Genomic DNA, 25,659 nt, shown 5'->3' with positions numbered 1-25,659 from the left:
CGGGCCTAATCGCGCAGCAGCGCGTTGATTGAGGTCTTGGCGCGGGTCTGGGCGTCGACGCGCTTGACGATGACAGCGCAATAAAGTCCCGGCTTGCCCGCTTCACCGGGCAGATTGCCCGGCACGACCACGGCGTAGGGCGGAACTTCACCGCGGAAGATCTCGCCGGTTTCGCGGTCGACGATCTTGGTGGAGCCGCTCAGATAAACGCCCATGGCGAGCACCGCGCCTTCGCGCACGATCACGCCTTCGGCCACCTCTGCGCGGGCGCCGATGAAGCAGTTGTCCTCGATGATGACGGGGTTGGCCTGGAGCGGTTCCAGAACGCCGCCAATGCCGGCGCCGCCGGAAATATGCACATTCTTGCCGATCTGGGCGCAGGAGCCGACGGTGGCCCAGGTGTCGACCATCGTGCCCTCATCCACATAGGCGCCGATGTTAACGTAGGACGGCATCAGCACCACGCCCTTGCCGATGAAGGCGCCGCGACGCACGGCGGCGGGCGGCACGGCGCGGAAGCCGGCGCGTTCGAACTCGGCGGCGTCCCAGCCTTCGAACTTGGAGGCCACCTTGTCCCACCACGGGCCATGATCGGCGCCGCCGGGAATGATGCGGTTCGGGTTCAGACGGAAGGACAGCAGAACCGCCTTCTTCAGCCATTCGTGCACGACCCATTGGCCGGCTTCATCCTTGCTGGCGACGCGGGCCTCACCGCTATCAAGCAGGTTCAGGGACGCATTGACGGCATCGCGCACATCGCCCTGGGTCTGGGTGGTGAGCTGGTCGCGGGTGTCCCAGGCGGCGTCGATGACGGATTTCAGGGCATCACGGTTCATGGCGTCGTCTTCTTCTTGTCAGCGGCGGTGGCGTGCCAGTCACCCAGGAAGGTGCGCAGGCAATCCACGGCGTAATGGATATGAGGGGGATGTACCAAGGGTTCGGGCCGGGCGCCATCCGCAAGCGCTTCGCTTGGCGGGTGCACCAGCACGGTGGTGAAGCCCACATCGTGCGCCGTCTGCAGGTTCTTCACCGAATCCTCGAACATTACGGTGCTTTGCGGTGTGATCGAGAAATGACCGGTAAACCGCTCAAAGCCTTCGCGATGCGGCTTGGGCGTGAAATCAGCGGCTTCGATGTCGTACAGGTCCTCGAACAGGCCGTTGAGCCCGAGCCGGTCGATCACCTTCTCGGCGTGTTTGCGCGAACCGTTGGTGTAGACGATGCGTCGACCGTCCAGCGCTTTCACATGGCTGGCCAGTTCGGGATCGGGCGTGATCACCGAATGGTCGACATCGTGCACGTAGTCGAGAAAGCTCGCCAGATCGCGCACTTCATTATTGACCAGAAGCCCGTTCAACGTCGTCCCATAGGTCGTGTAGTAATGCTGCTGGAGGGTGTGCGCCTCGTCTCGTGTCATGGAGAATTCGCGCTGGACCCAGTCGGTCATCTTGTCGATGACCTGGCTCATCACGGCGGTGTCGGCGGGATAGAGCGTCTCATCAAGGTCGAACACCCAGGTGTTCACATGATGCAGATCAGGGGTTCGGTTCACGGAAGGGGTTCCTCAAAATCATCCAGGTCCAGCCGCATCAGGCTGCCGCCCTCTTCGGGTGTCGGCGCGGTGCGGAACAGGGCGGGCTGGAAGCCCGCAGTGTTGCATTCATCCCGGGTCTGGCTGGTAAAGCGCGCCGGGGTGATGCAGAAGGCCTCGGTTCCGCCCGCCAGCGGACGCAAGGCGTCCTCATCAATCAGCTGGGCGTACACATAGGTTTCATTGCTGGTGAGCTGGGCGGACAGGGTCTGCGCACAGCCGCCCGGCGCAATCCGCCACCAGCCGCGGGTCTCGTAGCCATCGCCGGCGGCGCGAGCGACAGCTACGCCCATGGGCAGGTTGGCGTCATTGCAGACGCGGAGCCCCAGGCCCGCATTGCGCGCCATGGCGCGCTCATGCAGCGCCTCGATCAGGGCGGCGCGATCGGCGCCGAAGCTGCGGCCCTGGTCTTCTTCGAAGGCGGCGACCTGGCGACGCGTGCGCCGTCCGGCATAGCCATCAATGACGTTGATGTCATAGCCCGAGGACTGCAGAAGGCGCTGCAGGCCCGCCTCTTCGGCGCGATCCCCGAAATCGGCGACTTCCACAAGCACGGCGTTATCCCGCTCGGCCTCGCTCAGTTGTCGGAATTTGCGGGTTTCAAGGCCCAGGGTTTCACAATCGGCGACTCCCTCGAAGGCGAAGTCCGTCTCGTCCACACAGATATCAAGGCTGCCGCGCCATTCGCGCACACCGCCCAGATAGGCGCGGGTGGTGCGGGCGTACAGATATTGCTCGGTATTGGTGGAGGGGCCGATATCCGCACAGCCGCCCGGCGCGATCCGCGCCCAGCCTTCCACGGCGAGCCCTGTGGGCGTGCGCCAGGCCTTGGCGGCTTCCACCATATAGCTGGTCTCGTTGCACACCTGCCCGGCCTGGGCGGCGCCACTCAAGCCCAGGGCGACGAAAGCGGCGATCAGGATCCGGTTCAGCATGTCGACAGTCCCGTCTGTCGGGGCGTGTCAAAGCCCCGGATTACTGGTCCCCGGCGGGCAAGGCCAGGGTGGAGATTTCTCCGCGCAACTCGTCCAGCCCGTCCCGCTTGGCGCTCGAGGTGGCGGAAATCACCGGGAAGGCGGCCGGGCGCTTGGCGACTTTCAGCGTTGTTTCCTCAAGGCGCTTTTGCGCCTCGCTGGGTTTGAGCTTGTCAGTCTTGGTCAGAACGATCTGGTACACCACGGCGGCGCTATCAAGAACCTTCATGATCGCTTCGTCAGACGGTTTGATGCCATGACGGGAGTCGATCAGCAGGAAGACGCGCTTGAGATTGACCCGGCCCCGCAGATAGTTCTGCGTCAAACGCGTCCAGCGCGCCGCGACCTCCTTGGGCGCTTTGGCGAAGCCATAGCCGGGCAGGTCGACAATGCGCAGCCGGCCATGCATGTCAAAGAAGTTCAGCTCGCGCGTCCGCCCCGGCTCGGTCGAGGCGCGCGCCAATTGCTTGCGGCCGGTCAGGGCGTTGATCAGCGAGGACTTGCCCACATTCGAGCGGCCGGCGAAGGCCACTTCGGGGACATGGGTGTCGGGCAGGGTGTCCATGGACACCACCCCCAGCATGAAGTCGATCTCGCCGGAGAACAGCTTGCGGCCCGCCGTAAGACGGGCCGCCTGCTCAGCCTGGGCTTCGGGAGAAGGCTCGGTCAGGGCCGCCTCCTATTTCTTCTTGCCGCCGCGCGGTTTTTTCGCTGCGGGGTTGGAGCTGACCCGACGGCCGGTCGGCGCGGGCTTGGTCTCGGACTTGGCGTCGGCCGGGGTTTCGCCCTCGGTCGCCACGTCATCGGCGTTGGCGTCGTCCGCCATGTCGGAGACGGCTTCTTCCACCTTGCCTTCGATCACCTGATTGGTGGCGGTCGGCGTGTCCTCGCCCTTGTACTTGGCGGGAGTGGCCTTGCCGGTCAGCTTTTCACGCAGCTTGAAGAAGTTGCGGTCGAGCTCGGTCACCACGCCCTGACGGCGCATGATCAGATATTGCTGGCCGATGGTCAGGGTGTTGTTCCAGGACCAGTAGATGATCAGAGCGGCCGGGAACGGCGCCATGATGATCGTGAAGATGATCGGCATGAAGGCGAAGATCTGACGCTGGATCTTGTCCGGCGGCGGCGGGTTCAGCGATTGCTGCGCCCACATGGTCACGCCCATCAGCAGCGGCCAGATGCCGATCGCCAGGATTGGGCCGACGATCGGGAAGCCGGACGGGTCATAGGGCAACAGGCCGAACAGATTGCCGATCATGGTCGGATCGGGCGCGGACATGTCCTGGATCCAGCCAAAGAACGGCGCATGGCGGGCATCCAGCGAGATGAACACCGTCTTGTAGAGCGCAAAGAAGATCGGGATCTGCGGCAGGATCGGCAGACAGCCTGCAACCGGATTGATGCGCTCCTTGCGATAGAGCTCCATCATCGCTTTCTGCTGGGCTTGCGGATCGTCTTTGTGACGCTCGCGGATCTCGGTCATTTTCGGTGCGGCGGCGCGCATCTTGGCCATGGAGGCGAAGGCGCGATTGTTCAGCGGGAACAGCACCAGCTTGATCAGAAGCGTCACGACCATGATGGCGAGGCCGTAATTGCCCAGAAGACCGTAGAAGAAGTGAAGCGCCGCAAAGAACGGACGGGTCATGAACCAGAACATGCCCCAGTCGATTGCCTGGGTCAGGCGTTCAATGCCCAGATCGCGCTCATAGGCGGCGAGGATGGGCTGTTTCTTGGCCCCGGCGAACACATAATTCGTCGATTCAAGGCTGGCGCCCGGCGGCAGGGTCTGCGCGTCGCTGAGATAGTTGGATTCAAAGACCGGACGGTCGGGACGCGACACGACGCGGAACTGGGCGCGCACATTGGACTGGTCTGCGGGCGCAACCGCGGCCAGCCAGTATTTCGAGGTGATGCCCATCCAGCCGCCCGGGCCGTTGCGCTCGATCAGGCCTTCATCTTCCCATTTCTTGAACTTGCGCGAGAAATGGGTGCCGTCCACGACGCCCACGGCGCCTTCGTGAAGGACGAAGAAGTTCTGAAGGTCCGCCGGAACGCCATGCTGGCGCACCAGCGCGTATGGGCGCAGGGACACCGCAGCCGAGCCGTTGTTCACGACGGTGTCGTTGACGGTGAAGAGATAGTTCTCGTCGATCGAGATCGTGCGGCGGAAGGTCAGGTCGCCTGCGGTGTGTTCCAGCACCACGGGGCTGTCCACGCTCAGCACATTGCCCTCGACCAGCGTCCACTCGGTGCTCAGGCCCGGCAGGCCCTGGGGCGCGTTGGCGCCGCCCAGCCAGCCGCTGGCGGCGAACTGGTAACCGTCAAAGCCTTCCGGGCTCATCAAGGTGACGGGTTCATCGGAGTCCACTTCGGTCTCGTAACGCAAAAGATGCAGGTCATCGATCCGCGCGCCGGTCAGCGACAGCGAACCTGCGAGGGCCTCGGTGCGAATTTCAATGCGCTGGGAGCGGGCGAGCGCGTCTTCACGGCTCATGCCGTTCTCGCCCAGGCCCGCGGCGAAGCTGGCGTCGGACGCCTGGGGCGCATCATCGCCGGTGTCCTGAACCTGGGATTCAGCCGCAGCCTGCTCGGCTGCTTCCCGGTCTCTCGCCATCGGGTCGAGGATGAAGGCCTGATAGAGGAACAGGATGCCGATCGCTATGACGGCCGCGAGCAGGAAGTTGCGGTTCTCACCCATGGGAGGAACAATCCCTTACGGTTTTGAGGGCGTATGATCGCGCGAACCGCCCGTCGGTCCGCGTTCACGCCGCGCGAGGCTTATCAACGCGGCTTTCACATCGTCAAGCAAGGCCGACCACGACCGGGCCGCAGTTTGAGCGCGCGCAATGAACACATAGTCTGTTCCGGGCTGTCCGTGGAGGGGCAGCAGCAGGCGGGCGGCTGCGCGCAATCGGCGCTTGGCGCGATTGCGCGCCACGGCGTTGCCGATTTTCTTGGTCGCCGTGAACCCGGCCCGGACCGGGCCGTCGCGATCATCAGAACGCACACGCATCTGAATGACCACAGAGGGTTTGGCGGAACGCGGCGCTTCACGCGCGCGTAAAAAATCGCGCCGCTCGGTGATCCGTGCGGCGCGATCTGGATACATCGTCGTGTCGTCTGACGCCTGAATTAGGCGGACAGACGCTTACGGCCCTTGGCGCGGCGACGCGCCAGAACCTGACGACCGGCTTTGGTGGCGGCGCGGGCACGGAAACCGTGGCGGCGCTTGCGGACCAGTTTGGACGGCTGGAATGTACGTTTCACGGTTCGGCTCCCATGGGGATCAGCGGCCGGTCACCCGGCGGCTCAAAATTCGAGCCGCGGTGGATACGGGAGGACTGGCCATGAGTCAAGCGGTGCGCCTCCATTCCGGAGACTCGATATGCACATCCTTAGTCCGACTTTACGTCTGATGCAAAGCGGCTCGCGTTCTCTTCGAGAAAGGCTCCCGCGTCTTCTTCACCCCAGAAGGCAGGTTGGGCCTTGGGGATTGTCAGGGCTTTCTGAATGGCGGGCCGGGCGCTGAGCCTGTCGAGCCAGCCGTTCAGATGGTCCAGCCCCTCTATGGAGACCTGTGCCCAAACGTAAGCGCGCGCCCAGGGGTAAGTCGCCATATCTGCTATTGTGTACTGGTCTCCAGCCAGCCAGTCCCGGTTCTTCAGGCGCGTGTTCAATACTTCGAGAAGGCGTAGACTTTCATCGACGTATCGCTTGATGGCGAAAGGGTGATTTTGGCCATTGGGGGCTGCTATTCGCTGAAAGTACATGGCTTGACCCATCATGGGCCCTATCCCGGACATCTGAAACATTAGCCATTGCAGGGTTTCAGATCTGTCATTGGATGAAGCTGGCAGAAACTGCCCGTACTTCTCTGCGAGATACCAAAGAATAGCGCCGCTTTCGAACACGGGGAAATTTTGATTCGACCGATCAATGATCGTTGGTATTCGACCATTGGGGTTCAGAAGCAAGTAATCCGGGGCCTTTTGTTCCTGTTTGGCAAAGTCGACAAAAGTTAGATCGTAGGGAATGCCCGCTTCTTCCAAGAAGATGACGGGTTTGTAGCCATTCATCGTGGCGGCTGTGTAGAGGTGAATATCAGGTTTTGACATTAGCCAGCCTCCGGCTTGATGAAGACGCTATGCAAATGGGCTTCGAACCTCTCGAAGTCGGAGTCGATGTCAGGGTTTTTCATGACGTCGAAGGCAGCGAAAGTCGGCAGCGCCTTCAGGCCAAAGAATTTGGCGTTGAAATGTACGGGCGCCAGAAGCGCATCCAGGCTCAGGCCCTCAAAAAAGGGTTCTGAGGGGTCATCAAAGGCTTCTGCGGGCGCGTTCAGCGTGACCGAGAGCATATAGTTTTTGCCCGTAAGCGCGCCGCCCATGCCGTAATTGGCTTTCGGTGCTTCCGACGTCCTGCCGTCACCTGCGCACAGTCGGCCATCCATCCCCGCCGTATAGACGTCATCCATATACTTCTTGAACGCCCATGGCACGGTCATCCAGTTGATGGGAAACTGCATGAGAATAGTGTCTGCCCATTGGTGGTTGGCGATTTCCTGATCAACGTCATAGCCCTTGATGACATTTGAGGTTCTGACAGCGTCCCCGTTGGCTTCGAAATAGGTGCAGGCCTTCTGTTCAAGGGCAGAGTTCAATGCACCCTTGGCAAAGGGGTAAGACGCTGCACCATTGATTATCAATATGTTGCTCATGTTTGCCTCTGATCATCCAGGCGAAGACGCCCGCTTTCCATGATCGAGAAAATGAAGATTGAGGTTACCTAGTTCAACTAGTATACTTTTTGTAACCTGTGAGAATGGAAGCTGTTTAATGGAAGCTCAGGTCATTTGGTCAGACGACGGACAGCGCAAACTCGTTCGCGAGGCTTGCGATAATCCGTGCCCGATCGAGCGCGGCATGCGGTTGATCGGTGGCAAGTGGAAGGGGTCTATACTGTGGCACCTTCGCGATGAGCCTGTGCGTTTCAACGATCTTGACCGAATGCTCAGTGGCGCCAGCAAGAAAATGCTCGCCCAACGCCTGAAGGAAATGGAAGCGGACGGCTTGCTTGTTCGCCATGTTCGGGACGTCCGGCCTGTGGCGGTCAGCTATGAAATCACCGACTTCGGACGGTCTGCTCTCTCTGTCCTATCGCTTCTGAAGAGCTGGTCGGAAGAGAATACGCATAGCCAGTTATTGGATGCCGAACCGGGCGAGGTCTGAAACAGAATCTCACATCAAGGTGAGTGATGTCGGCGAAGTCGTGGTTTTCCCCGACTCGACGCGGCGGTCTATATCCGTTCACAACAGTCACACGCATGTTGAAAGGGTATCCGTATGGACGCCGAGCCGAACACGACAGACGACGCGCTTGAGCCTACGCCGAAAAAACCGCTCTGGCGGCGCCTGGCGCCGCTGGTGGTCCTGATCGCGGGGCTGGGGGCGTTCTTCGCGCTGGGCGGTCAGCAATACCTGGATGCGGAGCGGGCCCAGGCGCTGCTGCGCGACATGGATGGCTGGGTTCAGGACAATCTGGTGCTGGCGCTTGTCGTCTACACGGTGTTCTACGCGCTCGCAGTGGCGATCTCGGTGCCAGGCGCGCTGTGGTTCACCATTGGCTCGGGCTTCCTGTTCGGCGCCTATCTAGGTACGGGCGTGGCGGTGATCGGCTCGACCACAGGCGCGACCATCATTTTTCTGGCTGCGCGCTATGCCTTTGCAGACTGGGTGCGTGAGAAGTTTCCCGGCTATGTGAAAAAGCTGCAGGACGGCTTCTCGCGGGATGCTTTCACCTATGTCGTGATCTTGCGCCTGATCCCGGTGCTGCCCTTCTTCGGCATCAATATCGCCACCGCGCTTTTGAACGTTCCGGTGCGCGCCTATGCGCTGGGCACGCTGGTGGGCGTCATTCCAGGCGCCTATGTGTATGCGACCGTCGGCGCGACCATCAAACGCGCCGCCGCGGAGGGCGTGCCAAGCTTTGGCGCGCTGCTGACGCCTGAACTGATCTTCGCCATGGTCGCCTTCGCCGCGCTGGCGTTGTTGCCGATGGTTCTGCGCCGTGTGCGCAAGGACAACGGAGAGGTCGCATGAGCCGCGAACGCATCAAGGCGGACCTCGCCATTATCGGCGCGGGCGCCGCGGGGCTCGTGACAGCCTCTGGCGCGGCTCAGCTGGGCCGCAAGGTCGTCCTGTTCGAAGCGGGCGAGATGGGCGGTGACTGCCTCAATTATGGCTGTGTTCCGTCGAAAGCGATCCTGACCGCCGCGCACAAGGTTCACGCCATTCGCGAAGCCTCAAAGCATGGCATCCATGTCGGTGAGCCGAGCGTGGACTTCGCCCGGGTGCGCGAGACCATCCAGCAGGCCATCACCACCATCGAACCCAATGACAGCCAGGAGCGGTTTGAAGGCTTCGGCGTCCGCGTGGTGCGCGAATACGCCCGCTTTGTCAGCGAGGACACGGTCGCGTCTGACAGCGTCGAGGTGAAAGCCAAGCGCATCGTGGTCGCGACCGGGACGCGCGCCTTCATTCCGCCGGTCGAGGGTTTGGCCGGCGCGCCCTATCTGACCAACGAAACCATCTGGTCGCTGGAAGCCCTGCCGGGCCATCTGATCGTGATGGGGGGCGGGCCGATCGGCATGGAGCTGGGACAGGCTTTCCGCCGTCTGGGCTCCAAGGTCACGATCATCGAGGCGGGCGAGCCCTTGTCCCGGTTTGAGTCCGAGCATGCCGCGCTCGTCACCGATCAGCTGATGGCGGACGGTGTTATCCTGCACACCGGCAAGAGCGCGGCGCGGGTCCAGACCGATGACGCCGGCATCACTGTGGCGCTATCAGACGGCGATGTGGTGTCGGGCAGCCATCTTCTGGTGGCCACGGGGCGCAAGCCCGTGCTCGACGGCCTCGACCTGGATGTGGCGGGCGTTGAAACCGATGCGCGCGGGATTGTCTGTGATGACCGGTTGCGCACGTCAAACAAGCGCGTGCTCGCAGCGGGCGATATCGCCGGCAAGGGCGGCCTGACCCATCTGGCGGGCTGGCACGGCAGCGTCATCGTGCGCAATCTCTATTATGGCCTGAGCACGGGCCAGTCCTCCCAACCCATACCTGCGGCGGTCTATACCGATCCGCCCATCGCCCAGATTGGCCTGACCGAAGCCCAGGCGCGCGATGCGCATGGCGATAAGGTCAAGGTCGCGAGCTGGGGCTTTGATGACAATGACCGCGCCATCGCCGAAGGGGATGTGCGCGGCGGCGTCAAGCTGGTCCTGGGCAAGGGCGGCAAGGTGCTGGGCGCGCATGCGGCCGGTGCGCGGGCTGACGACCTGATCCAGATCGTCAGCAGCGTCATGGCCAAGGGCGGCACGGTGCGCGATCTGACAAGCCCGGTCGCGCCCTACCCCACACGCGGGGAAATCTTCAAACGCGCGGCGGGCTCTTACTATGAACCGGTGGTGTTCGGATCCATGGCGAAACTGCTCGCCCGGATCCTGAGCGCGTTTCACTAACAACAGGATCCGGCTGGGGAGGCGGCGTGGACATCAGGGCAGAGAGCCAGACAAGCGCCGAACGCCGCGCCGCGCCCCTTGGGGCGATGCAGGCGGTTCGAAGAGCGCTGTTGTCCATGCCGGGCAAGCTTCTGGGCTTGTCCATCGGCTTCGTGATGCTGGCTGAAGTCCTGATTTTCTTTCCCTCCGCCGCCAATTACCGGTCGGACTGGCTCACCGAACGCACTGATGACGCCTACCTCGCCTCTCTGGCGGTGGAGACCGCGGACGAGATGGGGCTGGGCGACGAGATGATCACCAATCTTCTGACCAGCGCTGACGCCGTGATCGTGGGCCGCGTCTATGACGGCATGAACGTCCCCTTGCTGGCGCGGCCGGGCGGTATTGGCGCTGCGCCTGTGGTCGAGGTGATGCTCGCCGAGGAGAACCTGTTCGAGCGCATTTTCAACACGGTCGGCGTCTTCCTGGCGCCTGAAGGGCGGTATCTGCTGATCATTGACGAGCCCATGGCGGGCGAGGCGGGCCTGATCAGCGTGGTGGTGCCCGAAGCCGGGCTCAAGACCGATCTCTATGCCTATTCGGGGCGTGTGCTCTGGCTGTCGATCTTCATCGCGGTGATGACGGGCGGGCTGATCTATCTGTGCCTGATGTTCATGTTCGTGCGGCCCATGCGCAAGCTGGCCCAGGCCATGACCCAGTTCCAGCAAGACCCCGGCAATCCCGCCTGCACCGTGGTGTTCTCGCGCCGGTCGGACGAGATTGGCGAGGCGGAAAGTGCGCTGGCGGCCATGCAGGACGAGGTGCGCACCGCGTTTCGTCAGCGCGAGCGTCTGGCCGCGCTGGGCGGCGCCGTGGCGCGGATCAATCACGATCTCAGGAATGTGCTGACCAGCGCCCAGCTGATCTCGGACCGTCTGTCCTCGAACGCGGATGAGCGTGTGGCGGCCATGGGGGCGCGTCTGGTGCGCGCTGTGGATCGCGGCATTCGCCTGTGTGAAGACACGCTGCAATACGGTCGGTCCGAAGAGCATCCGCCCGAGTTTCAGGCGGTCAGCCTGCGTGCGGCGCTGGATGACGCGGCCGGTGATGCCTTCGTCGCCACCGGCGCGGCGGACTGGCGCAATGAGGTGGATGCCGCGCTCCTGGTCGAGGCGGACCCTGACCATCTGCACCGCATTTTCCTCAACCTGTTCCGCAATGCCCTTCAGGTGATGGACAAGAGCCCCACGCCGCTGATCCATGTGCGTGCGCATGTCGATACCGACACGGTTCGGGTGCAGGTCTGCGATACCGGTCCAGGTGTTCCGGACCGGATCGCAGAGACGCTGTTCGAGCCCTTTGGCCGCTCCGGCTCGCGCGGCGGGTCAGGTCTGGGCCTGTCCATCGTGCGTGAACTGGCGCGGGTCATGGGCGGGGATGTGCACCTGCAGTCGAGTTCGTCGGAGGGCGCCGTGTTCGAGGTTTGCCTGCGTACAGCTCCAGCCTCGGCCTGACCGGACAGCGCATTCCGTCCGGCCGGGCCTTCAGGCGCATGGAGACGCTTTAGCGCTCCTCGTACTCGCCATCATAGCGATGGCTATCGGTCTCCCAGCGGTGCGTGTGAAAGCGGGAGGCGCGATCGCTGGCGTCAAAGGGATAGCTGGGGGTCCAGGGCTCACTCGTGCGCCGCTTCTTGGCTTTCTGGGCAGGGCCCGTTTTCTTCAATCCGGCCATGGCCGTTGATCCTGATGTTTGATGGAAAACAGGCGGGCGGGTCACAGATCCGCCCGCAGTCCTTCCGGGGCCTATCGGCCGACCGTGAAGAGCATGGCCCACAGATCGCCTGCGCGAACCTTGCCCTGGCGGGATTTGACCGCGCCGGGATGCAGGTGAGCGTCGGAGCTGCTGGGTCTGTAAAGAGAGGCGGCTTCACCGCCACACAGGGCCGAACGGGCCGAGCTGGCGATCGAGGACTGATACTGCGTGCGCATGGCGCACACTCTCCATAACAAGATAGGCGCCGGCGAATGCTGGGGCGTCGCGACGCGTCATGCGTCGTGTGCAATAGATGGCGATTGAATTCTGTTTTCGGCAAGGGGAGTTTGTCCGCGACTGAAAACAAATTGTTTCAGGGCTGGGACTGCCCTTGTTTTCAGTTGCGGGTCAGCCTCTTCAGGCGTATTCACCGCCGCGATGACAGAGCCGCGCGAGGGCGCGCCGGACAGACTGTCACCGTGTGGAGTCCCCGCTTCGATGGCGCAAGGCGTCAGTGTTCGCGCAGCGACGATTTCAGACCTTCCCGCCCTGATGCAGCTGGAGACCCGGTTTCCGTCTGGCGACCGGATTTCCGTGCCCAGCTGGCGACGTTTCCTGTCTCGTGAAGGGTGTGTGCAGGTGGCCGCATCCGATGCGGGCGTTTGTGGCGCGGCCGTCGTGCTGATCCGAAAGGGCGCAAAAGCCGCTCGGCTTTACTCCCTTGCGGTTGACGAACGCGATCAGGGCCAGGGCGTGGGGCGCAGGCTTGTCGAAGCTGCACTGGCTTATGCCGCCAAGGCGGGCTGCGCGCGTCTGTCCCTGGAAGTCCGACCTGACAACCCTGCGGCCCGCGCGCTCTATCGCAAATGCGGCTTCGTCGAAGCCGGGGCCAAACCTGGCCATTACGCAGACGGAACAGCTGCGATGGTCATGAACAGAGCAGTGCCTGAAGAGCCTGCGGAGACTTTTGAACAATGACGGACTGGCTGATCCTGGTCGAAAGCGATTCCGACCTCAAACAGACCGAGACCCCGCACAAGGTGATGCGGGTGTCAGACTATCTGGCGAACCCGACCCTGTTCGCCGGACGGCGCCCTTATGTGCTCAATCTGGCGCGCTCATATGCCTATCAGGGCGCGGGGTATTACGCCGCGCTGCTGGCTGAGGCGCGCGGTCACCGGGTGAGCCCGACCGTGCAGACCATGGTCGAGCTGTCGCGCAAGGATTTGTACGCCCATGCCTTGCCGGACCTGAACGCCCGGCTGGCGGATACGCTGGCCAAGGGTGTCGCGCCCGTGGAGGAGGTGTTCATCGCCTTCTCCAAGACGGCCCAGACCGGCTATGAGCGCCTGGCGCGCGAGGTCAGCGACTGGTTTCGCACCCCCGCGCTCGAACTTGAGATCAGTCTGGAGCGCACGGTTCGCATCACCCGGATTCGTCCGGTTTCGCTAAACAGAATGAGCGCGGAGCAGCGCGCCTTCTTTCTGGATGCGCTGGGGAGCTATACCCGCACCACCGTGCGCAACCCCAAAGCCAGGGCGCCCGCCAAATGGTCGCTCGCCGTGCTGGTCGACCCCCATGAGCACACGCCTCCGTCACAGCCGTCGGACATCAATCGCCTGATTGATGTGGCGGGCAAGATGGGCGTGGATGTGGAAGTGCTCGATACCAATGACCTGCCGAGCCTGGCCGAGTTTGACGCCCTCTTCATCCGGGCGACGACCGCGATCGACAATATCACCTATCGCTTCGCGCGCCGCGCCGATCAGGAAGGCATGCCGGTGATCGATGATCCCGTGTCGATGATCCGGTGCACCAACAAGGTCTATCTCAAGGAATTGCTGGAAAAGGCGGGCGTGCCGATCCCGCCCACCGAAGTCATCGACAAGAAGTCCGATCTCAAAAAGGTGTTGGAGCGGTTGGGCGCGCCGGTGATCCTGAAAACGCCAGATGGCTCGTTCGGGCTCGACATGGTCAAGGCGCAAACATTGGAAGAGCTCCAGGCGGGCGCGAAACGCCTGTTTGCCGAGACCGCGCTCCTGATCGCCCAGGGCTTTGTGCCCACCAGCTTTGACTGGCGCATTGGCGTGCTGGGGGGCAAGCCGCTCTTTGCCTGCCGATATGGCATGGCGAAAGGGCATTGGCAGATCGTCAAGCATGGCGAGAACGGCAAGATGACCGCCGGGCGAACCTCCACCCTGGCCATCGAGGACGCGCCGCAGGACGTGGTGGAGACCGCTGTCCGCGCTGCGCGCCTGATCGGAGACGGGTTATACGGAGTGGATCTCAAACAGACCGAGGCGGGCGTCATGGTCATGGAGATCAATGACAACCCCAATCTCGAACACTCCGTGGAAGGCGCTGTGCTCAAGGATGCGCTGTGGAAAGCGATCGTGGACTGGTTCTCGACCCGGCTGGAAAAACGCCTGTCAGCCGGGCGCTAGACGCAAAAAGGGCCGCGCATGGCGCGGCCCTTTTCATTGGTGTTTGTAGTGAACTCAGGGCTGTTCCACCGTGCCGTCCCGGCGCGGATCGGCAGCGCCGATCAGCGTGCCGTCTTCAAGCTCGCGCACGATATGGATGCCGGAGTTTTCCCCGCGTCCGCCCTGGATCGTGAAGCCGCGATCGCGCAGCTCGGCCATGATGGCTTCATCAAAGCCTTCCTCGATATTCACCGTGTCGCCGCGTGCGACCACATTGGGCAGGGCGGCGGCCTCTTGCGGGCTCAGCCCCCAGTCGAGCATGCCGACCAGGGATTTGGCGGTATAGGCGATGATCGAATTGCCGCCCGGTGAGCCCGTGGCCAGCTCGAAATCCCCATTGGCGTCCAGCACGATGGTCGGGGACATGGACGAGCGCGGGCGCTTGCCCGGCTGCACGGCGTTGGGCAGCAATCGGCCTTCTTCATCCCGCGCGATGAAGGAGAAGTCGGTGAGCTGGTTGTTGAGGAAGAAACCGCCGGCCATGCGGCCCGATCCGAACGGGCTTTCAACGGTTGTGGTCATGGAGACCACATCACCCTCCGAATCCATCACCACGAAATGGCTGGTGCCCGGGCGGTCGTCGGTGGCGTCTTCGGGGCGCTCTTCGGCGCCCGGCGGCGTGCCATGGCTGACTTCCGCAATGGCCTGTTGCGGATTGATCAACTGGGCGCGCGCGGCGAGATAATCGCGATCAAGAAGGCCCTCGACCGGCACGTCCACGAAGTCGGCATCGCCCACATAATGGTCGCGGTCGGCATAGGCGAGGCGGCTGGCCTCGATGAACAGCGCCCAGCCTTCAGCGGTGTTCGGCCCATGCGCGCTCATGTCGAACGTGTCGAGCATGCCCATGATCGACCCCACGGCGATGCCGCCCGAAGCGGGCGGCGGGGCCGAGCAGATCTGATAGTCGCGATAGGGCGAGCACAACGCGCTGACCTTGACCGGCTCATAGCTCGCCAGGTCGGCTTCGGTCAGATAGCCCGGCCGGGGCGCTTCATTGACGGCTGAGACGATGGCGCGGGCGAGATCGCCTTCATAGAAATTGCGCCAGTCATCCGCGATCAGGCGCAGGCTTGCGGCGTAGTCGGGATTGGTCAGCACATGACCGACCGGCCAGGCCTCGCCGTTCTCGTCAAACAGATAATCCGCCGCCGCGCCGGTCTCTTCCATATCGGTGAAGCCCGCCATGCGCTGGGCGATATTGTTCAGGCGCGGGGCGACTTCAAAACCATTGTCGGCCAAATCGATCGCAAAGCTGAAATTGTCCGCCCAGTCCAGCTGGCCATGTTCGGCATGCGCCATCTGAAGCATGGCGATCGCTCCGGGCGCTCCGGTCGACAGACCGGACCGCCAGGCGTCCACATAGGGGTAGGGCTGACCGGTCTCAGGGTTGATGAATAGGTCCTCGTCCGCGCTCATTGGCGCGCGTTCGCGTCCATTGTAAACGTTCACCTCTCCCGACGAGGCGTCGTAGTGCACCATGAAGGCGCCGCCGCCAATGCCGGAGCTCTGCGGTTCCACAAGGCTCAGCACGGTCTGGATCGCAATGGCGGCGTCCACAGCATCACCCCCGGCTTGCAGGGCGGCGATACCCGCTTTCACGGCATCGGGGTTCGCCGCGGCGACCATACCGCCAACGGGCGCCCGGCTTTCAGAGGGTTGCGTCGGAGTCGGGGCGGGCGTCTCGGATTCGGAAGGGGCATTACATCCGGCGAGCGCGAGAGCAGAAGCGGCGCTGAGCAGGGCGATACGGGTCATGCTATCCTTTCACAGCCTTGAAGGGCCGGTTCACGACTGGGCCATTACAGGCCGGGAGTTTCAAACGGACGGGCCTCGTCCATCAAGAAATCTTTCAACTGGCGTGCAGCGTTGTGTAGCGCGCGGCCTTCAGGCCACAGCAAATGATACCCCCAGCCAAGTGGGGTCACGCCTGCGCCGATCAAGAAAACAAGTCGGCCTGACTGGATGTCGGGCTCGGCCAGGCTGCGCCGGGCCAGTGCAAGGCCGCGCTGGTGCGCAGCGGCTTCCAGAACGTGGTCATGGCGGTTGTAGCGGTCTCCGCTCAGTGTGTCCTGTCGGCGGACGCCGCGCTGTTCAAGCCATTGCGCCCAGCTGGGGCCGACCGGTTCGCCGCCGGTGCGTTCATGGTGGACGAGGGGCAGGGCTTCGACAGCGGCGCGCCAGTTCACACGCTCCACATCAGGATGCAGCAAGTGGGGGGCGACTGCCGGGGTGAGGCTTTCGCTGAGCAATTCCACGGTTTGCACGCCCTGAGGCGGGGCGGGCGAAAAGCGGATTTCGATATCCAGCTGGAACCGGTGCAGGCTTTGCGGAGCCGGATCAGTGACCAGCTGGACGCGGTATTCAGGATGGTCAGCCTCAAATGCATTGATCCGCGATGACAGCCAGCGGGCGGCAAACGCGCCCGGCGCCCCCAGGCGGATCAGTCCTGGATCCTGATGCGCGCTGAGCCGGATGCTGGCTTCACGCAGACGCTGAAAGGCGTCATGGACCATTTCCGCGGTCGCCCGGCCCTGGGCGGTCAGAGCGAGTCCGCGCCCGGCGCGCACAGTCAGCTTGGCGCCGATCAGCTCTTCCAGCAGACGCACTTGTTGCGAGACGGCGCCGCTCGTCACCCCCAGCTCCGCGGCGGCCCGGGTCACGCTTCCGTGACGGGCCACGCACTCGAATGTCCTCAAGGCATTGAGGGGCAAGGAAGAAGCGGTCTCGTTGGTTAGTTTTTCTAAATCCATATTGAGGGCTTCTGAATTGTGTTGCTCGGCTACATCCGTCAGCTTCACGCTCGACTCTAGCGTCATAAACGGGCCCAAGCCTTCAAAAGCAGGGTAATTTTTTATGACTCGGAGTGAGCGTGCAAAGAGGGGTGCACTTGGTTCTGTGTCTTTTCAGCAAATGGGGTGTGACACAATGAAGAAACTATTAGGCGCCGTTTCCTTAGCTGCACTGACGGCTGCGACGGCTTATGCGCAATCGGCGGACAATGATGACGTCATTGTCGTGGTCGGGACCCGGTCTGAAGGCCGGACCGCGCTTGAAACCACCGCGCCTGTCGACGTGGTGGATGTCAGTGCGCTTGAAAACACCGGGATCACCGAACTGAATGCGGCGCTGGCGTACACGCTGCCCTCGTTCAACTTCCCGAGCCCGTCCATCACCGACGGAACGGACCATGTCCGGCCCGCCACCTTGCGCGGTCTGGGGCCAGACCAGACGCTTGTGCTGGTCAATTCCCGCCGTCGTCATTCTTCCGCGCTGGTCAATCTGGGCGGCTCGGTCGGCCGCGGGTCGGCGGCCGTGGACCTGAACACCATTCCGACCGCTGCGATCGGTCAGGTGCAGGTGCTGCGTGATGGCGCGTCGGCGCAATATGGCTCTGACGCGATCGCTGGCGTGATCGATGTCCAGCTGCGCGAAGCGAGCGAGGGCGGTCAGGTCAGCGCGACCTATGGCCAGTATGCGACTGATATTCCGCTGAGCACGGGTGAGCGCTCGGCCAGTGATGGCGACACGCTCAACCTGTCCGGCTGGGTGGGCCTGCCGCTTGGGCGCGACGGTTTCCTGACCCTCTCGGCGGAGTATCTGGATCGCGAACCCACCAATCGCGCGGGTCCCGATCCGCGTCAGCAATATCCCAGCCTGCCCGGCGGCGGACTTGATCCGCGCGAGCTGACCTTTGATCGCATCAATCACCGGTTCGGTCTGGCCGAAGCGGAGGCTTTTTCCTTCTTCGCCAATGCCGGCCTGCCCCTGAACGCCACCACCGAGCTTTACGGCTGGGCGGGGTATCAGACCCGGGAAGGCGAGGCGGCCGGCTTTTATCGCCGCGCCCAGGACAGCCGCAATGTCCTTGCGATCTATCCTGACGGTTTCCTGCCGCTCATTACGACTGATATCGAGGACTTCTCCGCAGTCGGCGGCGCACGCGGTGTCATTGGCGGCTGGGATTGGGATGCGTCCCTGGGCTATGGCCGCAACGAGCTGGGTTATGGCGTGGAGAACTCGCTGAACACCTCGCTTGGCGCGTCCAGCCCCACCTCTTTCGATGCGGGCGCACTGATCTACGACCAGATCACGGCCAATCTCGATTTCGTCCGCTCTTTTGAGATGGATGGCCTGGCGGGCCCGCTTTCGGTCGCCTTCGGCGCCGAATACCGACTTGAGGGCTATGAAATCCAGGCGGGCGAGGAAGCCAGCTATATCACGGGAGATCCGTCCTTCGCCGGCGGCAGCCAGGTCTTCCCGGGCTTCCAGCCGAGCAATGAAGTTGATGAGGACCGGGACTCCATCGGTGTCTATCTCGATCTTGAAGCCGATGTCACCGACCGGTTGCTGCTGACCGGCGCGTTGCGAGCGGAAAGCTATTCCGATTTCGGTGAAACCGTGACCGGCCGTGTGTCTGCGCGCTATGAGCTGACCCCGTCGCTGGCTCTGCGTGGCGCTATCTCCAACGGCTTCCGGGCCCCGTCTTTGCAGCAAGCCTATTTCACCTCGACCTCGACGGTCTTTGTGGGAACGCCGCCCACCCCGGTGGAAGTGGGCACCTTCCCCGCTGACAGTCCGGTTGCTGCGGCGCTGGGCGGAGAGCCGCTCGATGCCGAGGAGTCCGTGAACTATTCGGGCGGCCTTGTCTTCACCCAGGGTGCGTTCAGCCTCACCGTGGATGCCTACGCGATCGATATCGACAACCGGATCGTGTTGTCTGAAAACCTGTCGGGTTCGACGGTGGAGAACCTGTTGCAGGCTGCGGGCGTGACCGGCGTGAGCCGCGCGCGCTTCTTTATCAACGGCGTTGAAACCGAAACCCGGGGCGTCGATATCGTGGCCACCTATGGCGTGGGCACCGAGAGCTATGGCGATTTCGATTTCACGCTGGGCTATAACCGCAATGAAACCGACGTCACCCAGGCGCCCAGCTCTGAAGTCCTGCCGGGCGTGACCCTGTTCGCGCGTCGTGAGATCGCACGCTTTGAGGAGGGCCAGCCCGACGACAAGCTGATTGCGTCGATGACCTGGAGTCGCGGCGCCTTTGGCGGCGTGCTGCGCGCCACCCGGTTCGGCGAAACCGTGGACCCGGGTTCCGCCGCAGACGGTTCGGGCGATGAGGTGCTGGATCCCAAGACCATCGTGGATGCGGAATTCTCTGCCGATGTGGCGGAGGGGCTGACCGTGTCCTTCGGCGCCAACAATCTGTTTGACGAATATCCGGACGCCACATCCGAAGACCCGAATCTGGCGGGGACGTTCTCGGACATCTTCCCGTTCTCGGGCTTCAGCCCGTTCGGGTTTTCCGGACGCTATGTCTACGGCCGCATCCGCTACACCTGGTAAGCTGATGCGCCTGTGACCACAGCCCCCCGCCGGAGCGTTCCGGCGGGGGTCGTTTTTTGTCTGGAGCCGATTATTCTGCACGGCGCCCTATGTAAGGAATGCGCCATGATCGGTCCCGGACCCAATAATGACATCACTGATATTGCAGGCCTCAGCGTGGGCCAGGTCGAGGACGAAGCGGTACGCACCGGGGTGACGGTTGTGGTGTGCGAGGAGCCCGCCATTGCCAGCGTTGACGTGGCGGGCGGGGGGCCTGGCACGCGGGAAACCGATGCTTTGGCGGCCGGTCGATTGGTGGAGCGGGTGGATGCGATCTGCCTGTCAGGCGGGTCGGCTTTTGGTCTGGCGGCGGCCGATGGCGTCTCCTCAGAGCTGTGCAAGGACGGGCGCGGCTTCGCCTTGTTTCCAACGCCGGGGGTGCCGCCAACGCCCATTGTGCCAGGCGCCATTCTGTATGATCTCGCCAATGGCGGGGACAAGGACTGGAGCAATGCGCCGCCCTATGCAGCGTTGGGCGCGGCGGCCTATCGAAAGGCCGGCGAACCGTTGCGCCTGGGCAAGGCCGGTGCGGGATATGGCGCCCAGGCTGGCGCGCATCCGGGCGGCACGGGCTCGGCCAGCATCGTCACCGAAGAGGGGATCACCGTGGCCGCGCTCGCCTGCGTGAACTGTTTTGGATCGGTCTACATGCCGGGCAGCGATGCGTTCTGGGCGTGGCCTTATGAAATCGATGCCGAGTTCGGCGGCGCGCGTCCCGCGCCGGAGTATCAGATGAATCCGGGCGATTGGGGCGATGCCAAGCTGGATGGGCGACCGCTTGGAAACACGACGATCGCGGTCGTCGCGACAGATGCGGTTTTGAGCAAAAGTCAGGCGCAACGTCTGGCTGTCATGGCGCAGGACGGATTGGCGCGCGCCATCCGGCCTATACATGCGCCATTTGACGGCGATGTGGTGTTTGCTTTGGCCACGGGAAACCATGTGTTGGCCGAGCCGTCCGCTTACGCTTTGACGCGGCTTGGAAATCACGCCGCAGATTGCTTAACGCGTTCAATCGCCCGTGCCGTGCATGCGTCACGACCTTGACGAATGCGACAATAACTCCCGACATAAAAATGCATAATTATAAGCCTCTGATATTGTTAATAAATATGCATATTTCTCCCGGCAGGGGAACACTCGATTAAGAGGTCATTCACGGCTTAACCTGCAGACATCCCCATGAACGAGTTCACTATACTTGTGTTGGGGTATGAGAATGATCCGCATTTTAAGTGCAGTCGGCCTGTCCGTTCTGCTCACCAGCGCGGCCTCCGCGCAAACCACCGAGCGCGACCTGGCGGTTGTCGGTCGGGCGCTGAGCTTCCTTGAAGGCGCGTCCGGTTCCGACCGCACGGTGGCGATTGTGTTTGATCCGGCCAGTGCGGCGGAAGCCGAAGCCCTGAACGCCGCCATGGCGGGCGGGCTCAGCGCGGGTCGCGTCACCCTGAACGGTCAGCTGGTCCCGCTGGGTCAGTCGGTCAGCGGCGTGGACGCGGCAGTCTTCCTGGGCGGTGCGGCGACCGACGCCGGCGCGGTTCAGGCCGCCACCTCCGCAGGTGTGATGACCGTGTCCACGGACATGACCTGTGTTCAGGCCGGCAATTGCGTCATGGGCGTGCAGAGCGAGCCTTCGGTGCGCATCGTCGTGAACAGCGCGGCCGCCAGCTCGGCTTCGGTCAGCTTCTCCACTGCTTTCGCCATGATGGTCGAAGAAATCTAACGCTGCCTCGGAAGGATTCGAGACGATGAAAAATACACTGCTTTATTCCGCGGCGGCGCTGATTGCGACGTCCGCAGCCGCCAACGCCCAGTCCATCGACTATCAGGTGATGGGCGAGATGTTCGGTGAGCCGGTGACCACCGGCGCCACGGGCGCGCCGCAGCGCTCCACCGATGTCCCGGCAACTATGATCATCATCACCCAGGATGAGATCGCCCAGGCGCCGGAATACGACATTCCCGGCATTCTGCGCCATTACAGCGGCATTGATGTCGCCCGGTTCTCCATGGGCCAGGGTGAAGTCGGCATCCGCTCGGCCGCATCTCCTTACACGCCGCGCCTGCTGGTGCTGGTTAATGGCCGTGAAGTCTATCTCGACAGCTATGGCTACACCGCCTGGTCGACCCTGCCGGTGAATCTGGACGAGATCCAGCAGATCGAGGTCGTCAAAGGCCCGCAATCGGCGCTGTACGGCTTCAACGCTGTAGCGGGCGTGATCAATATCATCACCCGCGACCCGGCTTATGGCGACTTCGCCAACGCCACCGCCGAAGTGGGCACGAACGGCTATCAGCAATATCGCCTGTCGGGCGGTCGCGCGCTGAATGACCAGATCGCCCTGCGCTTCAGCTATGGTCGCACCGATGGTCGCGATTTTGACGTTGAGCCGGACGCCACCGAGGCTGTGAGTCTGCGCGCCGGCAACCCTGATTTCGAGCGCGAGCACTTTGCACTGGGCGGCTCCGTGAAATTCACGGAAAATGTCGGCCTGACGTTCGAGTACACCCAGTCTGAAGCTGAAGTGCTCGAGCTGACCTCGATTTATTCGTCGGCTGCAAACGCCTACGATTTGACTTCCTATCAGGGCGAACTCGGCGCCGACACCGATTTCGGCTACATCACGCTGAGCGCCTATCGCAATGAATCCGATATCACCTACAGCTTTGGTGATCTGGATGGCGAGCTGACGTCGTTCAAACTGCAGGACCTGATCAAGATCGGTTCAAACGACACGCTGCGCTTCGCCGTGGAGTTCCGGACCGCCGAGACCGCGTCCTTCCCCGACACGACCGCCGGAGATCTGAACTACGAGACCCTGGCGTTCTCGGGCATGTGGAACCACAAGTTCTCCAACAAGCTCGAGACCACCCTCGCGGTTCGCTATGATATGGTGGACTGGAGCCGTGACGGGTCGCCGAATCCGGCGCTCTACCCGTATACGCAGTCCGATTACGACGTCAGCTTCGAAGAGTTCAGCTATAATGCCGCTCTCGTCTACAAGCCCGAAGCGGGCGGTACGGTCCGTCTTTCGGCGGCGCGCGGCATTCAGGCTCCGACCATGTTCGATATGGGCTTTCTGCTGCCCGTCGGCACGGCGGTCCTGATCGGCGATCCGAACATTCAGCCGTCCATCGTGGACAATATCGAGCTCGCCTATGACCGTAATCTGTCCAATGGCGTCCAGCTGCGGACGGCTCTGTTCTGGCAGAACACCGATGATGTGAAGTCCTCGCTGGGCGGCGCACCGGACCTGTTCCCGCCGAACGCGCCTCTGCCGGCCTATCGCTTCGGCAATCGCGGTGAGACCCGTCTGTGGGGCTTTGAGGGCTCGCTGGCGGGCATGATCGGCGAGACTGTCGATTGGGATCTGAGCTACACCTACAAGTCGGTGGAAGATGATCTGACGCCGTTCCCGACCACTACGCTGACGGATTTTGAGGGCATCACGCCGGAGCATACCGTCAACGCCCATCTGGGCTGGACGTCTGGTCGCCTGAGCCTGGATGGCTATGCCAACTATGTCTCTGATACGGTGATGCCGTTCCAGCCGGTCTTCGGCGCCGTCGCATCGCGTGACATTGACGGTCACATCTCCTTCTCCGGTCGGGCCAGCTATGAGCTGAGCGACAATCTGGACCTCAGCCTGACGGCCCAGAACGTCAATTTCGGTGATGGCGAGCTGACCACGCCCGTCTATGAAACCGAGGCCCGTTACTGGGTCAGTCTGCGGGCGAATTTCTAAAGCCTGCCTGTTTCGCCGCCTCGCCACAGCGGGGCGGCGGAATTCTGCGAAGAGCATGAATAACCTATTAAGAAGTCAGGTTTAGGTTGGTCATATCCATATGCTCGCGCTGGGATTTTAAAGGGGTCGCATACTAATGTTCACGCGTCTGAGTTTTAATGACTGGCCATTCTCGTTGAAATTCGGCGTTGCGCCGGCTTTTGCGGTTCTGGCCTTGATCGGGATCGCCTTGATGGGCGGTTTCGCCCTGAATGGCGTTGCGAACAGCCAGCGCGACACGGTCGAGCGTCTGACCAATGTGATCGAACTGGACGGCCTGCGCACCGAAACCGAAGCCCTGAACGCCGATGTCTACCAGACGCTGACCGCCGTGGCGGCGGGCCGCGATGTGGACGTCTTCACCCAGTTTGAAGGCTATATGAACCGGGTCGCCGAGCTGCGCGCCAGTTTCGATGCGATTCATAACGAAGCCGGCGGGGCGAATGACGAGATTTTCGCTGACCTGGATGAGCAGCTGGAGCTGTATTCGGGCGGGCTGGAAGTGGTCGGCTCCATGCTGGAAATGGATTTCGCCAGCGCGGTGAGCTTCATCGAACCGTTCGATGAGGTGTTCGCGCAGATGAACGCCGACATTGTCAGCCTGAGCGAGGCGGCGGTCGCTGAAGCCAATGCTCGCGCCGAGGCGGCGAACGCGTCCGCATCGCGGACCAAATGGATGTTCGGCATTGCAACCTTGCTCGTGGCTCTGGGCCTGACCGCTGTGGCGTTCGGCTTCGGACGTGCGGTGAGCCGCTCTGTCAAATCCATCGCCAGCGCCACCGAGAAGCTGGCGGCGGGCGACTTCACCGTGGATGTCACCCATCTCAAACGCGCCGACGAGCTGGGCTCTATCGTGGCGTCGCTGGAAACCTTCCGCAATAGCGGCGAGGAAGCGGCTCGCCTGCAGGCCGAAAGCCTGCGCGCCAGCGAAGCGGAAGCCGAACGAGCCCGCAAGATCGAACAATTGGCGGCCGATTTTGACGCCGCTGTGGAGCGCACGCTGGAGGCGGTGACCATGTCCGCCAGCGCGCTTCAGGAAACCGCCGAAGTTCTGGTCGGCGCGTCGTCGAACACCACCAGCCGCGCGGGCGAAGTGTCCGGCGCGGGAGCGTCCGCCTCTGAAGCGGTTGCGACGGTGGCCTCCGCCGCCGAGGAGCTGTCTGCATCGGTGTCTGAAATCGCCGCCCAGGTCGAGCGCTCCAGCGATGTGTCGGGGCAGGCGAAGGACCGGATGGAGCGCGCCTCCACCGAGATGAACCAGCTGACGACCGCGGCCAATGAAATCGACCAGGTGGTCAAGCTGATCTCCGATATCGCCGAGCAGACGAACCTGCTGGCGCTGAACGCCACCATCGAGGCGGCGCGTGCGGGTGAGGCCGGCAAGGGCTTCGCCGTGGTCGCGAGCGAGGTGAAGACCCTGGCTGAACAGACTGGTCGGGCCACGGGGCAGATCTCCAACCAGATTACCCAGATCCAGTCCGCCACGGGCGCCGTGGAGAGCGCCATGCAGGAAGTGCGCGGCGTGATCGACGAGATGCTCAATGTCGCCTCGGCCATTAACGCCGCCATTGACGAGCAGCGGTCGGCCTCCACGGAAATCGCCAGCTCGGCGCAAAGCGCGGCGTCCGAGACCCAGCGTGTGTCGGCCAATATCGAACAGGTCAGCCGTTCAGCGGACGAGACCAGCTCCCAGGCCGGCACGGTGCAGGAAACCGCCGCGACGGTCCGCCAGGAAGCGGGTGGCTTGGCCACACGCGTCCGCGACTTCCTCTCCGCGGTGCGCGCGGCATAAGGGTTTTGCGACGGGGCCGGATGCGGCCTGGACCCCCGGTTTCAGGCGTGTTCGGCCCCGCTGCATCAAAGGTGAGAAAAGCGCAGTCAGGACGCTTGCCAAGCTGACAAGCCTTGGCTAGTTTCCGCGCCTCGCCGACAGGGACGCCCAGCGCCCCCAAGGACGAAACAGGCGCCGGTAGCTCAGCTGGATAGAGCACCAGACTACGAATCTGGGGGTCGGGGGTTCGAATCCTCCCCGGCGCGCCATTCTTCCCAAGATCATCGCAGTTTTCGGTGCGTCCCGTGTGGAGCTGTGAGGCTCCATTTGCCGTGCGACACAGATCTGAGAGCCGGAAGTTCGCGGGCCCTCAGCGGTCCCATAACTCACAATGCGCCCAGGGACCTGGGCCACTTT

At 62.8% G+C, this 25,659-nt stretch carries 24 protein-coding genes and 1 tRNA gene; 12 read left to right on the top strand and 13 right to left on the bottom strand.

The genetic code is table 11. The features are described 5' to 3' along the window. Positions 1-5 precede the first annotated feature (5 nt). From dapD to RBA95_RS03775, 9 genes are all read right to left on the bottom strand, one after another. Positions 6-836 carry a 2,3,4,5-tetrahydropyridine-2,6-dicarboxylate N-succinyltransferase gene (gene dapD / locus RBA95_RS03815; RefSeq protein WP_306015482.1) on the bottom strand — a complete coding sequence of 277 codons (831 nt, stop codon included), beginning with the start codon at positions 834-836 and terminating at the stop codon, positions 6-8. Beyond that, positions 833-1,552 (bottom strand): pyrimidine 5'-nucleotidase, encoded by a 720-nt coding sequence (locus tag RBA95_RS03810; RefSeq protein ID WP_306015481.1) that lies wholly within the window; start codon positions 1,550-1,552, stop codon positions 833-835. The genes dapD and RBA95_RS03810 overlap by 4 nt, the downstream gene beginning before the upstream one ends. Then, positions 1,549-2,526 carry a DUF1036 domain-containing protein gene (locus RBA95_RS03805; RefSeq protein ID WP_306015480.1) on the bottom strand — a complete coding sequence of 326 codons (978 nt, stop codon included), beginning with the start codon at positions 2,524-2,526 and terminating at the stop codon, positions 1,549-1,551. The genes RBA95_RS03810 and RBA95_RS03805 overlap by 4 nt, the downstream gene beginning before the upstream one ends. A gap of 40 nt (positions 2,527-2,566) precedes the next feature. Then, positions 2,567-3,148 (bottom strand): ribosome biogenesis GTP-binding protein YihA/YsxC, encoded by a 582-nt coding sequence (gene yihA / locus RBA95_RS03800; RefSeq protein ID WP_306015479.1) that lies wholly within the window; start codon positions 3,146-3,148, stop codon positions 2,567-2,569. 96 nt (positions 3,149-3,244) lie between these two features. After that, complete coding sequence (gene yidC, locus RBA95_RS03795; RefSeq protein ID WP_306015478.1) at positions 3,245-5,263, bottom strand: membrane protein insertase YidC; 2,019 nt, start codon at positions 5,261-5,263, stop codon at positions 3,245-3,247. 15 nt (positions 5,264-5,278) lie between these two features. Next, positions 5,279-5,674, bottom strand: coding sequence for a ribonuclease P protein component (gene rnpA / locus RBA95_RS03790; protein WP_306015477.1), 396 nt, complete (start codon positions 5,672-5,674; stop codon positions 5,279-5,281). Positions 5,675-5,697: 23 nt separating this feature from the next. After that, positions 5,698-5,832: a 50S ribosomal protein L34 gene (gene rpmH, locus RBA95_RS03785; RefSeq protein ID WP_040612710.1), complete on the bottom strand. Its 135-nt coding sequence runs from the start codon at positions 5,830-5,832 to the stop codon at positions 5,698-5,700. 128 nt (positions 5,833-5,960) lie between these two features. After that, positions 5,961-6,680 carry a glutathione S-transferase family protein gene (locus tag RBA95_RS03780; protein WP_306015476.1) on the bottom strand — a complete coding sequence of 240 codons (720 nt, stop codon included), beginning with the start codon at positions 6,678-6,680 and terminating at the stop codon, positions 5,961-5,963. Continuing rightward, positions 6,680-7,282, bottom strand: coding sequence for an NAD(P)H-dependent oxidoreductase (locus RBA95_RS03775; protein WP_306015475.1), 603 nt, complete (start codon positions 7,280-7,282; stop codon positions 6,680-6,682). The genes RBA95_RS03780 and RBA95_RS03775 overlap by 1 nt, the downstream gene beginning before the upstream one ends. A gap of 118 nt (positions 7,283-7,400) precedes the next feature. Here RBA95_RS03775 and RBA95_RS03770 point away from each other — a divergent pair, with 118 nt between their 5' ends. The 4 genes from RBA95_RS03770 to RBA95_RS03755 all read left to right on the top strand — a co-directional run bounded on the left by RBA95_RS03770 (position 7,401) and on the right by RBA95_RS03755 (position 11,574). Continuing rightward, a complete protein-coding gene (locus RBA95_RS03770; RefSeq protein WP_306015474.1) occupies positions 7,401-7,793 on the top strand; it encodes a helix-turn-helix domain-containing protein in 393 nt (130 codons plus the stop codon). 114 nt (positions 7,794-7,907) lie between these two features. Further along, complete coding sequence (locus tag RBA95_RS03765) at positions 7,908-8,663, top strand: TVP38/TMEM64 family protein (protein WP_306015473.1); 756 nt, start codon at positions 7,908-7,910, stop codon at positions 8,661-8,663. Next, the gene (locus tag RBA95_RS03760; protein ID WP_306015472.1) at positions 8,660-10,081 is read left to right on the top strand and encodes an NAD(P)/FAD-dependent oxidoreductase; all 1,422 of its coding nucleotides are present in this window, start codon (positions 8,660-8,662) and stop codon (positions 10,079-10,081) included. The genes RBA95_RS03765 and RBA95_RS03760 overlap by 4 nt, the downstream gene beginning before the upstream one ends. A 26-nt stretch (positions 10,082-10,107) precedes the next feature. After that, positions 10,108-11,574, top strand: coding sequence for a HAMP domain-containing sensor histidine kinase (locus RBA95_RS03755; RefSeq protein WP_306015471.1), 1,467 nt, complete (start codon positions 10,108-10,110; stop codon positions 11,572-11,574). 49 nt (positions 11,575-11,623) lie between these two features. On the opposite strand, the gene RBA95_RS03750 is transcribed toward RBA95_RS03755, so the two are convergent. Both RBA95_RS03750 and RBA95_RS03745 read right to left on the bottom strand, forming a co-directional pair. Then, positions 11,624-11,794, bottom strand: coding sequence for a hypothetical protein (locus RBA95_RS03750; protein WP_306015470.1), 171 nt, complete (start codon positions 11,792-11,794; stop codon positions 11,624-11,626). Positions 11,795-11,865: 71 nt separating this feature from the next. After that, positions 11,866-12,051, bottom strand: coding sequence for a hypothetical protein (locus tag RBA95_RS03745; protein ID WP_306015469.1), 186 nt, complete (start codon positions 12,049-12,051; stop codon positions 11,866-11,868). A gap of 262 nt (positions 12,052-12,313) precedes the next feature. Between RBA95_RS03745 and RBA95_RS03740 the strand changes: the two genes are divergently transcribed. Further along, positions 12,314-12,793, top strand: a complete 480-nt coding sequence (locus tag RBA95_RS03740; RefSeq protein WP_306015468.1) for an N-acetyltransferase — start codon at positions 12,314-12,316, stop codon at positions 12,791-12,793. Then, the gene (locus RBA95_RS03735; RefSeq protein WP_306015467.1) at positions 12,790-14,259 is read left to right on the top strand and encodes a RimK family protein; all 1,470 of its coding nucleotides are present in this window, start codon (positions 12,790-12,792) and stop codon (positions 14,257-14,259) included. The genes RBA95_RS03740 and RBA95_RS03735 overlap by 4 nt, the downstream gene beginning before the upstream one ends. A gap of 54 nt (positions 14,260-14,313) precedes the next feature. On the opposite strand, the gene ggt is transcribed toward RBA95_RS03735, so the two are convergent. Continuing rightward, the gene (ggt, locus tag RBA95_RS03730; RefSeq protein ID WP_306015466.1) at positions 14,314-16,056 is read right to left on the bottom strand and encodes a gamma-glutamyltransferase; all 1,743 of its coding nucleotides are present in this window, start codon (positions 16,054-16,056) and stop codon (positions 14,314-14,316) included. A gap of 44 nt (positions 16,057-16,100) precedes the next feature. Next, complete coding sequence (locus RBA95_RS03725; protein ID WP_306015465.1) at positions 16,101-17,051, bottom strand: LysR substrate-binding domain-containing protein; 951 nt, start codon at positions 17,049-17,051, stop codon at positions 16,101-16,103. Between the two features lie 175 nt (positions 17,052-17,226). Here RBA95_RS03725 and RBA95_RS03720 point away from each other — a divergent pair, with 175 nt between their 5' ends. The 6 genes from RBA95_RS03720 (at position 17,227) to RBA95_RS03695 (ending at position 25,511) form a co-directional block, all read left to right on the top strand. Beyond that, complete coding sequence (locus RBA95_RS03720; RefSeq protein WP_306015464.1) at positions 17,227-19,647, top strand: TonB-dependent siderophore receptor; 2,421 nt, start codon at positions 17,227-17,229, stop codon at positions 19,645-19,647. Positions 19,648-19,752: 105 nt separating this feature from the next. Then, entirely contained in the window at positions 19,753-20,733 is a 981-nt protein-coding gene (locus tag RBA95_RS03715; protein ID WP_306015463.1) for a P1 family peptidase, read from the top strand. 172 nt (positions 20,734-20,905) lie between these two features. Beyond that, on the top strand, positions 20,906-21,409 hold the full coding sequence (locus RBA95_RS03710; protein ID WP_306015462.1) for a hypothetical protein: 504 nt from the start codon (positions 20,906-20,908) through the stop codon (positions 21,407-21,409). A 25-nt stretch (positions 21,410-21,434) separates the two neighbouring features. Next, entirely contained in the window at positions 21,435-23,432 is a 1,998-nt protein-coding gene (locus tag RBA95_RS03705) for a TonB-dependent siderophore receptor (RefSeq protein ID WP_306015461.1), read from the top strand. A gap of 136 nt (positions 23,433-23,568) precedes the next feature. Then, positions 23,569-25,263 (top strand): methyl-accepting chemotaxis protein, encoded by a 1,695-nt coding sequence (locus tag RBA95_RS03700; RefSeq protein ID WP_306015460.1) that lies wholly within the window; start codon positions 23,569-23,571, stop codon positions 25,261-25,263. Positions 25,264-25,434: 171 nt separating this feature from the next. After that, positions 25,435-25,511: transfer RNA gene (locus RBA95_RS03695), tRNA-Arg, on the top strand. Positions 25,512-25,659 lie beyond the last annotated feature (148 nt).

Origin of the sequence: Oceanicaulis sp. MMSF_3324 (assembly GCF_030733545.1) — a bacterium.
Classification (GTDB): domain Bacteria; phylum Pseudomonadota; class Alphaproteobacteria; order Caulobacterales; family Maricaulaceae; genus Oceanicaulis.
The sequence above is the reverse complement of the archived record's forward strand: the minus strand, read 5'-3'. Positions and strand labels throughout refer to the sequence as shown.